We start from the raw sequence: 13,015 nt of genomic DNA, 5'->3' as shown, positions 1-13,015 counted from the left end.
GACGGGATGGGCGGCGGCATAAGCGCCGCCGGTTCCTCACACCCCTGGATCTAGCTGTGAATCGCCCTTGACCTGCCCGGCGCCGTGTCCTCTGCGCGTTCTGTGGGAGAAGCCGGAGTCCGCGAAGTCCGCGAGATGGGGGCTCAGGTCGAGGTGAAATCGAAGGTGGGGGCGGGCATCGGTGCCTGCAGGAAGTAGCCCTGAACGAGGTTCACGTTCAGGCTGTAGAGCACGGCGAGCACGCTGGCGTCCTCGACATAGGGCACGATGACCTGCTTGCCCTTGGCATGCGCGGCATCGGTATGTTCGCGGATCAACTGCTGGTTCTCCTCGCTCTCGGCCAGGTTCTTCACGTAGGACGGGTCCAGCTTGATGTGATCCGCCTCCAGATGCTGCAGGAGCTGGAACGGGTTCAGGCCGCTGCCGAAGTCGTCGATGCACAGATGGCCGTGCATTTCCTGCAGCCCGCGGGCGACGTGGATCGCCGGCTTCAGGTGGGTAACCACGGTGGGTTCCTTCAGCTCGACGACCACGTTGTCGGCGGGGATGCGCATGCCGTGCAGGTCGTCGTGCAGCCAGCTGACCACGGAGGGGTCGCCCAGGGAGCCGTTGGTCAGTTTGAGGAAGAACTGGGTGGTCGGGTCTTTCTTCAGCTGTTCCGCCAGCATCTGCAGCGCAGTCTTCAGGACCCAGCGGTCGATGGGTGCCGCCATCTCGGTGCGCTCGGCACTGGGCAGGAAGGCATCCGGCTCGTGGATATGCCCCTCGGCGTCACGCAGGCGCACGAAGACCGAGTAGCGCGGGCGATCGGCACCGTGCAGGTTCACGATCGGCTGATACAGCAGTTCCAGGCGATCGTGTTCCAGGGCGTCCTGAATGCGCAGCTTCCACTGCTGGTCGTTCTGCGCCTGGGTCATCTCGCCCTCTGCGGGACGGAAGAAGCGGTGGTTTCCGCCCCCGGCCTCCACGGCCTCTTGCAGGGCGCGGTCGGCGTGGGTCAGCAGTTCTTCGGTATCCACCGCCGTCTCGTCGGCGATCACGATGCCGGCCGACAGGCTGCAGTTGGTCGAGGCGTTGCCGAGTTCGAAGACACGTCCGGTGACTGCTTCCATCAGACCGTGGATGCGGGCCTCCACCTCGTTGCGCCGGGTGTCGGGGACCACGATCCCGAAGTGCTCGGCCTCCAGGCGTGCGGCGATGGCCGGGTCGGGAAAGTGATCCTCGATCAGCTTGCCGATATCGGCAAGCAGCAGATCGCTCGCGGACATGCCGACGTTGGCCCGGATCTCGGGGAAACGGTCCACCGCAAGGGTGACCAGGGCGAAGGGCTTTTCCGATTGCGCGGCCTGGCTCTGCGCGGTCTCGATCATCCCGGAGAAGTGCTGGCGGTTGTAGAGCCCGGTGACCAGGTCACGCTGCGAGAGGTAGTCGATCTTCTCGGCCAGCTCCGGGTCCTCCTGGGCCGAGTCCAGCAGCACCTGGGTGCAGGCCTCCCCCTCGACGCTGGCGGTGGACAGACGCAGGTTGGCCTCGAACGGCGTGCCGTCAAACGCCTGCAGCTGGAAGGCCTGATGGGTCTGGTCACCTTCCTCGCCACTCTGGAAGCGGCGCAGCAGGCCCTTCAGTTCGTCGCGGCTCTCCGGGGCGATCAGGTCCATCAGCGGCAGGCCTTCCACTTCCTCCGGATCGGCAATCCCGAAGCGCTCGCGCCAGGACGCGTTGGCATAGATGTGCATGCCCTCGTGGACGTAGGCGATGGCGTCGCGCGAGTTGTCCAGCAACAGTTGGCAGCGGCGTTCGGACTCCTGCAGCGATGCGTCCATGCGCCCCATCCGCTGGCGCAGCTGGAACTGCTCGGCAGCGCGCACCGCAAGGATGCCGGCCAGTTCGTGCAGTTCGTGATCGACGACGGCATAGGCGCCGGCCTCGTAGTCGTCTATGCGCGCGGGTTCGGGGCGCTCGGTCATGATGACCAGCGGGGTACGTCGACCGGATGCGTGCAGCGCCGCGTCGACGTGTTCCCGGGTCAGGGCCAGGCCGGGTTCGATCAGGACGATCACGTCGAAGCGCCGGCCCTCCAGCGCCTCGGCCAGGGCGTCGCTACCGGATACCTGCTCCGGCCGGATCGCGCTGCCGCGGGTCCGGATACTGCTGATGACCTCTTCAGCCCGGTTCGGGTTGCTGGTCACGAAGAGCGTGCGAATCGTTTCGTTCATGGGGCTAGTCGTCGCGGTTGCGGGTGGTGAATGGCGGTCCGTCGTCATCCGCGATGGCCGGTCCGTCGGCGGTGTCGGGCGTCTCGCCAGCCGGTTGGCGGACCTCCAGGGCCGTCATGCGGCACCCGACCTCGGTAAACAGCGTAGTGCCCGTGCGCTCGCTGTCCAGTTCCAGAACACGGGCGCGCCTGTTCAGCCAGCAGACGACACGTTGTTCATGATCGAACACCTGCGCCGGCAGGAACAGTACCGCCCCGTCGGCATCGGTGCGCTGCGGGGCGAACAGTCCTGATTGCGGGACCCCCGCCGCCATGCCATTGCGGAAATCCTGAATCTGCATGGGCAGGCAGCGATCGGCGAGAAATTCCACGCCGATGCTGATCAGGCTGCCGGCCCGGTCGTCAAAGCGAATCCAGCGCAGGACCCCGATGGTCCAGCGATGACCATCCACGGCACGCAAGCCGACGAGATCCCCGATCAGCAAGGGCTGTTGGGGGCTGTCCAGGCGCAGACGCACGCCGCCGGCGCCGATGTCGTCCACCTGCCAGTGTTCCGGGGGGTGACGCTTGGTGATCGGTCCCGTGGATTCATCGCGGGCGGCGATCTCGAGCCCGCGCCCGACATCCTCCCAGGCGGTCGCGGCGGTATTCGGCGAGTCGTCCGCAAGTGGCTGCAGGTCACGCTCGCGGACGGAGCGGTGCGGGCTGTCTACCAGGGCGAGATCCGAACCGCGCAGCGCGGCCTTCGACATTTCGAACACGCTGACGCCGCGGTCGCGTTCGTGCAGGGACTTCAGGCCGGTCTCCGGCGCTTCCGCTGCCCTGGTGGTCTCGATCTCGGCCTCACGCCGGCTGCCCATCTCCATCAGCAGAAAATCATGGATACGTTCCAGGCCCATCACGCAGATCCGCTGCAGATCGCTGGCGCTTTCGCGACTGTGACGGCGGGTCGGCAGGTTCGACCACAGGCGCAACAAGTGTTCGGCCAGCGGCTGTCCCTCGCCGCGGCCGCGCGGTTCCAGGTCGTCGGGGCGTTCACGAAGGGCGTCCAGCGCCGGCGTCAGCTCAATGAAGCAGGCGGGTTCGGTCGCCGGCGTCCCGCGCAGGGCCAGGCCCGGGGCGTGGTCGCGGTCGAGATCGCAGCGCAGCACGGGAAGGTCGGGGTGTTGTTCCGGGTCGGGGGCGGGGGTGCAGGCAAGGGGCAGGGTGTTGGCCCAGCGAGCCAGCAAGTCCATTTCGCCCATCTTCATCGCATTGGGGTCGGTGCTGCCCAGTATCATCAGCCGTGCGCTCATGGCTTCGATGCGGTCCACCTCCAGCGGGCCGAAGCGCTTGTCGGTGGCGGGCCGCTCGTCGGCGATTCCCTGCTCACGCGCCAGGCGCAGCACATCGAACAGCCGCTGCCAGTGGCCTGGTGGCACGGACTGGTACAGCCGCCAGTGGTGCATGCTCAGGGTCCCAAGCAGTGCGACTGCGGCCTGCAGGGGCGCCGTCAGGCGTTCCGCATGCCGGTTGTTGTGCGGGTCCACGCGTTCGCGGACCACCAGCAGCTCCGCGGTGAGGAGGGCGCGCACGGCGGCGCTGTAAACATTGGCACGCTTGCGGCTGCGGTTCCCCAGCGGCAGGGGCCGCTGGCGCAGCAGTCGCTCCATGGCCGGGAGTAGCGGCAGGAGATGATCTTCCAGTATTGCGACCAGCGTGGCTCGGGTTCCGGGGCGAAGTACGATCGCGTTCAGCCCGTCGAGGGCCTCGCGGATGCGCTGGATGCCGAGCTCCGGCTCGCTGCCGGGCAGCTCCGCACACCAGGCGTCCAGTGCTTGCGGGGTCTGGTGGGGGAAGCTGTCGGGACCGGCCGGTTGGGTGGGCAGCTCGGGCAGGGCTTGCAGCATGGGCGTGTCCAGTGGTTGCTGGGCCGGTTGCAGGATTCTGGCGCTACTTTAGCAGCAAACCGCGCAATCGGTGTGGGTGCCAGTGGGGCTCATTCATGCGCAGGAAACGGTGTCTGCAGGGTCTTGCCGGGTTCTCCGGCGATCTCGCGCGCCAGTCGCGGGACCAGGTAGCCCGGCAGGCGGGCGTGCAGGGCGCGGTAGAGTTCGCGCGCGCGGGCGTCCGGTACCTCGAAGTGGGCTGTGCCGCGGGTGCGGTCGAGCTGGTGCAGGTAGTAGGGCAGCACGCCCAGGCGGAAGCCGGCCTCCTGGAGTTCAATCAGGGTCTCGGTGTCGTCGTTGATGCCGGCCAGCAGTACTGCCTGGTTGAGGAGCGTGACCCCGGCGGCGCGCAGGCGATCGATCGCGGCATCGGCCGGTGCGGCGAACTCGCGCGGGTGATTCGCGTGCAGCACCAGGATGTGCTGCAGACGGCCCTTGCCGAGCCAGGCCAGCAGGCGGTCGTCGACCCGTTCCGGCAGCACCACCGGCAGGCGTGTATGGATGCGCAGGCGCTCGAGGTGCGGGATGTTTCCGAGCCGGCCCGCCAGCTGTTCCAGGCGGGTATCCGACAGGCTCAGCGGGTCGCCGCCGCTGAGGATGACCTCGCGGATGTCCGGATGCGCCGCAATGTAGTTCAGCGCAGGTTCCCAGTCGTCCCGGGCCGGATTGTGGTCGGCATAGTCGAATTCGCGGCGGAAGCAGTAACGGCAGTGGATGGCGCAGGCCCCGGTGGTCAGCAGGAGGGCACGGCCGTGGTATTTGTGCACCACGCCGGGGGCGGCCAGCGCGTCGTGGTCGCCGACCGGGTCACTGACGAACCCCGGGGACTCGATGGCCTCGCGCGCGTCCGGCAGGGCCTGCAACAGCAGGGGATCCCGCGGGTCGCCGGGATGGATGCGGGCCAGGTAGCTCTCCGGGATGCGGGTGCGAAACAGCCGGTGCCCGGCCTGCATGCCCGGCAGGGCCTCGGGCGGCAGTCCCAGGCGTGCGGCCAGGGTCTCGGGATCGGCGATCGCGCGCGCCAGCGCCTGCTGCCAGGCCGGCGTGGATGCCGGCTCGGGTGGCTGGGTTCCGCGCGGCTCGCGCGTTATCATGACGGGCTTTGTGGGCATGAATCGTTTCCGGACGGGGCGGCATGTCCGCGCCACGCATCATCGAGGGACAGCGCGCAATGGCAACCTACAGTACCAACGAATTCAAGGCCGGTCTCAAGCTCCTGCTGGACGGCGACCCGCAGGCCATCGTGGAGAACGAGTTCGTCAAGCCGGGCAAGGGCCAGGCCTTCAGCCGGGTCAAGCTGCGCAATCTGCGTACCGGCCGGGTGCTGGAGAAGACCTTCAAGTCCGGCGAGTCGGTGGAGGCCGCCGACGTGATGGATACCGAGATGCAGTATCTCTACAACGATGGCGAGTTCTGGCACTTCATGGTGCCGGACACCTTTGAGCAGTATGCCGTCGGCGAGGCCGCACTGGGTGATTCCGGGCAGTGGCTGAAGGAGCAGGATATTTGCACCGTGACCTTGTGGAACGGCGAGCCGCTGTCGGTGGTGCCGCCGTCCTTCACCGAGCTGAAGATCACCCAGTGCGATCCGGGCCTGCGCGGTGACACCGCGCAGGGCGGCACCAAGCCGGCCACGCTGGAAAGCGGCGCGGTGGTCAAGGTTCCGTTGTTCGTCGAAGAGGGCGAGACGGTGAAGGTGGATACCCGCAACGGCGAGTACGTCTCGCGCGTGTGAGCCGGACCCCGGCAGGCCCTGCGACATGACCGACTGGCGTCCGGGTGCGGCGCCGGCCCGCGCGGCGCGCGCCCGCCTCCTGGCCGGGCTGCGGGCGTTCTTCGCGGCCCGCGGGGTGCTCGAGGTCGAGACCCCGATCCTGAGCCGGGGCGCGCCGCAAGATCCAATGCTGGAGAGCTGGGAGGCACAGGCCCCCGGCGGCGAGCGCGGCTACCTGCAGACCTCGCCGGAGTACCCGATGAAGCGCCTGCTGGCGGACGGCGCCCCGGATATCTACCAGATCGCACGGGTGTTCCGCGGGGGTGAATCCGGCCCGCGGCACAACCCCGAATTCACTCTGCTGGAGTGGTATCGCCTGGGCCTGGACCACCACGCACTGGCGCGCGAGGTGGTGGCCCTGATCGCGGACCAGGCCGCGCAGTCTCCCGACTGGCACGCGCCCCGGGGGCGCGAGGCGATCGCCTATGCCGATCTGTTTCGCTCGACTTTGGGGGTGGACCCGGCGGAGACGAATGCCGCGGAGCTGGAACGGGTCGCGGGGGACCACGGGCTGGTCATCCGCGGCGGGCTGGATCGGGACGGCTGGCTGGATGCCCTGATCAGCCTGGTGATCGCGCCGGGCTTCCCGCCGGACCGGCTGACAATCCTGTTCGACTACCCCGAGAGCCAGGCCGTGCTCGCGCGCCCTTGCGCGGACCGGCCGGGCTATGCCGCCCGTTTCGAGCTCTACTGGGGCGACCTGGAGCTGGCCAACGGCTATCACGAGCTGATCGACCCCGCAGTGTTTCGCCAGCGCCGCGAGCGGGACATCGCTCAGCGCCGCGCGCGCGGCCAGCCCCTTCCGCCCGTGGACGATCACCTGGAGGCGGCGCTGGAGTCGGGTCTGCCGGACTGCGCGGGCGTGGCCCTGGGCGTGGACCGGCTGTTGATGCGTCTGTTGGGGGTGTCGCGTATCGATCAGGTGATCGATTTCCCCTGGGCGTGACGAAGCCCACCCGGAGGGCTTGTCGCGGCCGGGATGGCGGCACACTATAGGGGCCGTTGCCGAAGGCTCTCATGCAGGATGGCTGGTCTCAATGTCCCCTTGTCGTTTTTCGCGTCGCCCCGGGCCCCGGTCCGGACCTTCCTGGTGTTTCGTATCCGTCGCTCTGATCCTCTTGTTGTGGCTGGCACCGCTGGCCGCACAGGCCCAGTTCGAGCATCTCCCGGGACCGCTGCAGCGGGCGATCGAGAGCCAGCGTCTGCCGCCGGCAAATGTGGGCCTGTGGGTGCAGCGGATGTCCGATGGCGCGGTCCTCGCGCGCCTGAATGCCGATCAGCCGTACAACCCGGCCTCTACCATCAAGCTGGCTACCTCGCTGGCGGCCTTGCACGAGTTGGGGCCGGAGTACACCTGGACCACCGAGGTGTGGGCCACGCGACCGGTGCGCGACGGTGTATTGCGCGGCGATCTGGTGATCCGCGGGACCGGCGACCCCGGCATGGTCAGCGAGGAGCACTGGCGCATGCTGGGGCAGTTGCGTCAGACCGGGCTGCGGCGCATCGAGGGCAACGTCATCCTCGACGCCTCGCATTTCGAACTGCCTCCGGGCCATCCGGCCGCATTCAATGACCAGCCGCTGCGGGCCTACAACCAGCTGCCCTATGCCCTGCACGTAAACGCCAACGCCCAGCGCTTCCGTGTGCGGCCGGAGCGGCATGGGAACGGGATTGACGTGACCGTGGATCCGCCGCTGCCGGGGCTGACGATCGAGAATCGCCTGCAGCCGTCGCGTGGCAGCTGCGGGGCCTGGCAACGGGGCATTCGCTTTGACGCCGATCCCGAGGCGCAACGCGTGACCCTGTCCGGCGAGTACCCGGTTAACTGCGGGGACTACGAACTGCTGCGTACGGTCCTGACGCCGGAGGCCAATCACGCCGAGATGTTCCGTCTGCACTGGTCGCAGTGGGGCGGTGAGCTGACCGGCGACATTCGCCCCGGCGTGCTGCCGGTGCTGTACGACGAACCGATCCTGCGCCATACCTCGCGGCCGCTGGCGGATCTGATCCGGGTCTCCAACAAGTGGAGCTCCAACGTGATGACCCGCCACCTGCTGCTGACCCTGGGGGCGCGTCACTTTACCCCGCCGGCCACGCTGGAGAAGGGTCAGCAGGCCCTGCTGGAGTCGCTGCGCGGGTTGGGGGTCGAGGTGGGTGGCATGGTGGTCGACAACGGGTCGGGGCTCAGCCGCGAGACCCGCATGACCGCGCGCCAGCTGGGCCAGATCCTCGAGGGCGGATGGCAGCACTCGCACCGTCCGGAATTCCAGTCCTCCCTGGCCCTGGCCGGGCTGGACGGGACCCTGCGCAATCGCTTCCGCAACGGCAGCCAGCGCGACCTGCGCGGGCAGATGCACCTGAAGACGGGGCACCTCAACGAGGTCTCTGCGGTCGCCGGCTACGTGCGCACGCAAGGCGGGGACGACCTGGCCGTGGTGGTGCTGGTCAACGACCCCCGCGCGCATCAGGGCCTCGGCCGGAACCTGCAGGATGCCGTCCTGGAGTGGGCCCACCGCCTTTGACGCCCGGCGTTTATCCACCACGAAGCGCGCACGAAGGGTTAGGTTCGCGCGCTTCGTGGTGAGAAGGCCCTGATTGACCTCAGGGTGAGTCGAGCTTCCAGTTGGACATGATCGGGAGGCGCGAGACATCGACCTCCAGGGCCGTCAGCCAGTGTGCGACCATGCGGTTGGAGTTGTTGCGCAGGGTGTAGGCCTCGGGGTGTTCGACAAAGGCCATGTCCCATTCTGTCGATACCTTGCGGTCATCGTGGCCCGCCTGCCAGATTTCCTCCAGCGCCTCGCGCAGTGCCGTAACCCTGGCCCCGGGGACCGTCAGCAGATGCAGTTCCTCCAGCGGCACGCGCAACTGGGTTGCCGTCGCGTCCTCCAGGTCGGAGCCGGTCAGGGATTGCCGGCCGAGGCCCGCCCGTGTGGGCAGGAACAGCCCGGCCAGCCCCTGCAGGGGGTTGATTCGCCGCTCGACGTAAAACGACCAGTCGCCGTAGGAATAGCGCAGCCAGGCGTCCGGGGTCGCGGTCGGCAGGACCAGACTGGAGTGATGGCCGTGGTCCAGGAGTGCCACAGTGACCGGGTCTTCCGGTTCGGCCGGCGGCTGCAGGGTGACTGCGGCGCAGCCTTGCAGGAGCCACAGGGCGATTACGGCCAGCATCAGATGCTCGAGGCGGAACGTGCCTCGGCCGCGCGGCCTGCAAATGCTGGAATGGCGCACGGGTTGGTCAGTGGTGCTCGAGCTTGCCCAGCTCCGAGAGGATCGAGAGCACCAGCGACTCGCCCTGGGCGTCCATGCCGCGGCACAGCACATCCGGGTCACGCTCGCCGTCCACCAGGCGCTTGGTGATGCCACCCAGACGCGCCATGTTGCCCCCGGCCCGGCTCATCTGTTCGGCCATCTGCGACAGCCAGTGCAGCGACTGGGCGTCTCCGTGGGCCGCGCCGTGGATCATCTGGGCCAGCCCCGGTGCGGCCTGCGCCGGATCGCCGCTTTGCTCGGGATCCGGCAGGGTGGAGGGATCCTGCAGGCCGGCCAGGATCGCCGTCAGGATCACCGTGTCCTCGTCGTCCAGCCCCTGCAGCAGGGACGTGTCGCGTTCGCCTTCGAGCACGCGGCGGATGCGCAGGATCAGCTCGCCCCAGCCGGCCTCGTGGGCCTGGTTCAGCACTGGCTCCAGTTCGCGGCGGGTCTCCGGGTTCTGGGTGGCCTGCACCACCAGGTTGATCAGGCCGGCCTGGGCCTGGCGGATCTGCTGGGCATGTTGCGGTTCGATCATGGTGGGTCTGGCTCTTGGTTGTACGGCGGATTGAAACGGCTTCCGGGGGCCTTCCTGCGTGGTTCCGGTGTCCCTGTTGTGGCGAGGTTAGCATGCCCGGCAGTGCGTTCGGCGAGGGCCTGCGGCACAATGGCGGCTCCATTTTCAGAGGATGTCGTGGTGGAAGAACAGACAGCAGTGGGGCTGTGGGTGGCCCTCGGGATTCTGGCCATCGTGGTTGCCGCCCTCGTGGGTTTCTGGGTGGGCCGCGTCACCAGTGACGAGCGCAAGCTGATCCGCGAGCTGGAAGAGGAACTCGACCGGCGCATGCAGGAACTGACCCGCTACCGCAGCCAGGTCAACGACCATTTCGATCGCACGGCCACGCTGTTCGCGACCATGGCGGGTTCCTACCGCGACCTCTACCACCACCTGGCGCAGAGCGCGGAGGAACTGGCAGACAAGCCGACCCGTGATCGCCTCGAGGACCGGGCCGGGCAGTTGCTGTCGCACATGACGCGCCGTGACTACGGCGCCGGTCCCGGCGAGGCGGCCGGCGGCGCCAACGAATCGGACGCCCAGGACGACGAGCCGACCCCCAAGAGTTCCGAGGGCGAGGCACGCAAGCCGGACGAACGCCCGCGCCCCGACTGACCCGTGACCGCGGAGTCGGTTTGGGATCACCGCGGCGCACAGGAAGGGACGAAGAAAACCTGAAAAGCATCACCCGGTCGGTGTAAAGACTGGATGATGGGCAAGACCGCAACGGAGGCGCAAGACGCTTCCGTCACCGCATTCCTTCCGATCTCCCCGCCTTCATGCGCTTCGTGATGAAAGGCCCTTTGCCCTGGAGCGTGCGCACCGCGCCGGGGTGTGCCCGACGCGCTGCGGGGTGGGATCAGAGGGCGGAGATCTGCGCCCGGATCTGGTTGTCCAGATTCTGGATCCAGTTGTTGTAGTTCGGGTGGATATTGCCGTCCGCGTAGTTCAGGTTGGTGCTGTCCTTGTAGCGAATGCTGTATTCACCCGCCGCATAGGGGATCTCCACTTCGGCGACGTGGTCGCGCAGCGCAAGTCGCCCTTCGAGAAGCCCCGGTTCCACTTCTTCCATGCGCCAGCCCAGCGCTGTTCCGGCGGTGCGGATGGCGCGTTCCATCTGTTCGGCGCTGGGGCGTTCACCCGCAACATCGGTGACCGTGGTATCGCTGACGTTGTGCACGGGGACCGTGCCGCGGCAGCCGGCCAGCGCGATCAGGCTGGCAAACAGGATGACCAGCAACGTCCTGGTATTCATGGCGTTTTCCTTCTGGGATGGGTGCGTCGAGAGTGTAGACATGCGTGCCGGTGGTTTCCAAGGGCGCGGCCCGGAGCGGCACGCCGGGGCCTTCAGCGCACCAGGCCCCGCGAGCGCAACAGCCCCAGCGGGCGCATCCCGCGGCGCAGCAGGTGGCCGGCGACCATGGCGATGATGCGCAGGGTGTCCGCGGTCGCGCGGTAATGGCTGGGGCGGTGGTTCTCCGGGTAGATACAGCGTACCGGGACCACCCGCACCGGGAATCCCAGCCGCTCGGCGACGATCAGGGCCTCGCTTTCGAACACGAAGCAGCGCGCCCGGTGATGACGCAGCTCGAGGCGTCGCAATAGCGCCGCGGGATACAGGCGGAACCCCGACTGCGAATCCTGCAGCGGTTGCCCCGAGGCCCAGGCAATCCAGAAGTCCGCCATGCGGTTGCCGAACAGGCGCAGCGGCGGGGTATGTTCGCGGCCCTTGAGTCGGGCCCCCAGGATCAGCCGCTCGGGGGTCTCGCGCCAGGCGGCGATGAGGGCCGGGATCTCCGTGGTGTCGTGCTGGCCGTCGGCGTCCAGGGTCACCACGGCATCGGCCCCGGTGGCCAGGGCATGCTGCATCCCGGCCCACAACGCGGCCGCCTTGCCGCCATTCTCGGGCTGGCGCAGGACCTCCGCCTGGTCCTCGATCAGGCTTGCGGTCGCATCCTCGGAGCCGTCGTCCACCACGATCACCCGGTCCACGTGGGCGCGGGCGCCAGTGACGACGTCTTCGATGGTGGCGGCCTCGTTGTGGGCCGGGATCAGGGCAACGACGTGGCTCATGGCGGAGTCAGGCGAGGGCGCCGTTGACGCCGATCACCTGACCGGACACGTAGCTGGCGCCCTCGCTGGCGAGGAAGCCGACCACACTCGCGACCTCCGCGGGCTGGCCGGCACGGCGCATGGGTACGACGCTGCGGATACGGTCGGCATCGAAGCTCGAATCGCTCATCGGGCTTTCGATGATCCCGGGGGCGACCGCGTTGGCGGTAATCCCGCGCGAGGCGACCTCTTGGGCCAGCGAGCGAATGGCACCATGGAGCCCGGCCTTGGCCGCTGCATAGTTGGTCTGGCCGCGGTTGCCGATCTGCCCGGCGACGGAGGAGATCGCCACGACCCGGCCCCAGCGGGTGGTGATCATCGGCAGCAGCAGTGGCTGGGTGACGTTGTAGAAGCCGTTCAGTCCGACGTCGACAGGTCGGTCCCACTGTTCGCGGCGCATTCCGGCCAGCGGCGCATCGTCATGGATGCCTGCGTTATGCACCAGGATCTGCACCGGTTGCTCGGCCGCCAGGGGCTCCAGGGCCTCGCGGCAGGCCCCCTCGTCGGTGATGTCGACCACCAGCACGCGGGCCTGGCCGCCGTCGGCGCGGATGGCCGCGGCTGTTGCTTCGGCCGCGTCGGCATTGCGATGGGCGTGCAGGATCACCTCATGGCCAGCCGCGGCCAGGGCTTGGGCAATGGCGGCGCCGATGGCGCCGCTGGCTCCGGTAATCAGGGCGCGTGCAGTCACGGGGTCTTTTCCTCGTCGGCGGGTTGCAGGATCACCGTCGCGCGGGCGCTCAGCACCGGCCGGCCACCGGCGGTGACCCGCAGGTCGTAGATCGAGCTGTGGGTATCCGACAGGATGCGTTCGGCGTGGATCTCCAGCGGGTCGTCGAGGCCGTCGAGACGTTGGACCCGCAGTTGCAGGTTGCGCACGGCCGCCAGGTAGCCGGCCCGGGGCGGGCCGCCATCCGCCAGCAGTGCCCCGTGCACGGCCATGCCCTGGGCGCCGTATTCCAGTGCCCCCAGGGCATGCAGGCCGCCTTCCCCGCGCAGCGGGTTGGCCGGATCCCGGTGGCTGTCGGCACGACAGTGGATGGCGTCGTCGGACCAGGCCTCTACCGAATCCAGCAGGCACATCGCCCCGGCGTGCGGCAGCAGCCGGCAGATGGCGTCGTGATCTAGGGTTTCGGGTCGCGATGGCATGCGCGGGATCTTCCTGATCCGGGCGATTG

The 13,015-nt window shown here is 68.3% G+C and carries 13 protein-coding genes; 4 read left to right on the top strand and 9 right to left on the bottom strand.

The window, feature by feature from the left end; genetic code table 11:
- Nucleotides 1-143: 143 nt before the first annotated feature.
- The 3 genes from G333_RS0113525 to epmB all read right to left on the bottom strand — a co-directional run bounded on the left by G333_RS0113525 (nt 144) and on the right by epmB (nt 5,237).
- On the bottom strand, nt 144-2,216 hold the full coding sequence (locus G333_RS0113525; protein ID WP_018937232.1) for an EAL domain-containing protein: 2,073 nt from the start codon (nt 2,214-2,216) through the stop codon (nt 144-146).
- A 4-nt stretch (nt 2,217-2,220) separates the two neighbouring features.
- Entirely contained in the window at nt 2,221-4,104 is a 1,884-nt protein-coding gene (locus tag G333_RS0113520; protein ID WP_019628693.1) for a hypothetical protein, read from the bottom strand.
- A gap of 89 nt (nt 4,105-4,193) precedes the next feature.
- A complete protein-coding gene (epmB, locus tag G333_RS0113515) occupies nt 4,194-5,237 on the bottom strand; it encodes an EF-P beta-lysylation protein EpmB (RefSeq protein WP_019628692.1) in 1,044 nt (347 codons plus the stop codon).
- A gap of 77 nt (nt 5,238-5,314) precedes the next feature.
- On the opposite strand from epmB, the gene efp reads away from it, so the two are divergent.
- The 3 genes from efp (at nt 5,315) to dacB (ending at nt 8,439) form a co-directional block, all read left to right on the top strand.
- Nucleotides 5,315-5,878, top strand: coding sequence for an elongation factor P (gene efp / locus G333_RS0113510; protein WP_026182087.1), 564 nt, complete (start codon nt 5,315-5,317; stop codon nt 5,876-5,878).
- Between the two features lie 25 nt (nt 5,879-5,903).
- A complete protein-coding gene (gene epmA / locus G333_RS0113505; protein ID WP_019628691.1) occupies nt 5,904-6,863 on the top strand; it encodes an EF-P lysine aminoacylase EpmA in 960 nt (319 codons plus the stop codon).
- 175 nt (nt 6,864-7,038) lie between these two features.
- Entirely contained in the window at nt 7,039-8,439 is a 1,401-nt protein-coding gene (dacB, locus tag G333_RS0113500) for a D-alanyl-D-alanine carboxypeptidase/D-alanyl-D-alanine-endopeptidase (protein ID WP_019628690.1), read from the top strand.
- A gap of 79 nt (nt 8,440-8,518) precedes the next feature.
- On the opposite strand, the gene G333_RS0113495 is transcribed toward dacB, so the two are convergent.
- A complete protein-coding gene (locus G333_RS0113495; protein ID WP_019628689.1) occupies nt 8,519-9,088 on the bottom strand; it encodes a hypothetical protein in 570 nt (189 codons plus the stop codon).
- A 67-nt stretch (nt 9,089-9,155) separates the two neighbouring features.
- The gene (locus tag G333_RS0113490) at nt 9,156-9,707 is read right to left on the bottom strand and encodes a hypothetical protein (protein ID WP_018952187.1); all 552 of its coding nucleotides are present in this window, start codon (nt 9,705-9,707) and stop codon (nt 9,156-9,158) included.
- A gap of 159 nt (nt 9,708-9,866) precedes the next feature.
- Between G333_RS0113490 and G333_RS0113485 the strand changes: the two genes are divergently transcribed.
- Complete coding sequence (locus G333_RS0113485) at nt 9,867-10,340, top strand: YhcB family protein (protein ID WP_018145354.1); 474 nt, start codon at nt 9,867-9,869, stop codon at nt 10,338-10,340.
- 244 nt (nt 10,341-10,584) lie between these two features.
- Here G333_RS0113485 and G333_RS0113480 read toward each other — a convergent pair whose 3' ends face one another.
- The 4 genes from G333_RS0113480 to G333_RS0113465 all read right to left on the bottom strand — a co-directional run bounded on the left by G333_RS0113480 (nt 10,585) and on the right by G333_RS0113465 (nt 12,986).
- Nucleotides 10,585-10,980: a hypothetical protein gene (locus G333_RS0113480; RefSeq protein WP_018145355.1), complete on the bottom strand. Its 396-nt coding sequence runs from the start codon at nt 10,978-10,980 to the stop codon at nt 10,585-10,587.
- Between the two features lie 92 nt (nt 10,981-11,072).
- The gene (locus G333_RS0113475; protein WP_019628688.1) at nt 11,073-11,798 is read right to left on the bottom strand and encodes a glycosyltransferase family 2 protein; all 726 of its coding nucleotides are present in this window, start codon (nt 11,796-11,798) and stop codon (nt 11,073-11,075) included.
- A 7-nt stretch (nt 11,799-11,805) separates the two neighbouring features.
- Nucleotides 11,806-12,528: a 3-oxoacyl-ACP reductase FabG gene (gene fabG, locus G333_RS0113470; RefSeq protein WP_019628687.1), complete on the bottom strand. Its 723-nt coding sequence runs from the start codon at nt 12,526-12,528 to the stop codon at nt 11,806-11,808.
- Nucleotides 12,525-12,986, bottom strand: coding sequence for a hypothetical protein (locus G333_RS0113465; protein ID WP_019567679.1), 462 nt, complete (start codon nt 12,984-12,986; stop codon nt 12,525-12,527). Before G333_RS0113465 ends, fabG begins: the two co-directional genes overlap by 4 nt.
- Nucleotides 12,987-13,015: the final 29 nt, after the last annotated feature.

The organism is Thioalkalivibrio sp. AKL10, from assembly GCF_000381845.1.
GTDB classification, from domain to species: Bacteria; Pseudomonadota; Gammaproteobacteria; order Ectothiorhodospirales; family Ectothiorhodospiraceae; genus Thioalkalivibrio; species Thioalkalivibrio versutus.
This window is presented reverse-complemented; position numbering and strand designations above follow the sequence as displayed.

Bases quoted from the DNA above. Each gene is read 5' to 3' on its own strand.
- G333_RS0113525 (WP_018937232.1), bottom strand. From the start codon at position 2,216: ATGAACGAAACGATTCGCACGCTCTTCGTGACCAGCAACCCGAACCGG.
- G333_RS0113520 (WP_019628693.1), bottom strand. From the start codon at position 4,104: ATGCTGCAAGCCCTGCCCGAGCTGCCCACCCAACCGGCCGGTCCCGAC.
- epmB (WP_019628692.1), bottom strand. From the start codon at position 5,237: ATGATAACGCGCGAGCCGCGCGGAACCCAGCCACCCGAGCCGGCATCC.
- efp (WP_026182087.1), top strand. From the start codon at position 5,315: ATGGCAACCTACAGTACCAACGAATTCAAGGCCGGTCTCAAGCTCCTG.
- epmA (WP_019628691.1), top strand. From the start codon at position 5,904: ATGACCGACTGGCGTCCGGGTGCGGCGCCGGCCCGCGCGGCGCGCGCC.
- G333_RS0113495 (WP_019628689.1), bottom strand. From the start codon at position 9,088: ATGCTGGCCGTAATCGCCCTGTGGCTCCTGCAAGGCTGCGCCGCAGTC.
- G333_RS0113490 (WP_018952187.1), bottom strand. From the start codon at position 9,707: ATGATCGAACCGCAACATGCCCAGCAGATCCGCCAGGCCCAGGCCGGC.
- G333_RS0113480 (WP_018145355.1), bottom strand. From the start codon at position 10,980: ATGAATACCAGGACGTTGCTGGTCATCCTGTTTGCCAGCCTGATCGCG.
- G333_RS0113475 (WP_019628688.1), bottom strand. From the start codon at position 11,798: ATGAGCCACGTCGTTGCCCTGATCCCGGCCCACAACGAGGCCGCCACC.
- G333_RS0113465 (WP_019567679.1), bottom strand. From the start codon at position 12,986: ATGCCATCGCGACCCGAAACCCTAGATCACGACGCCATCTGCCGGCTG.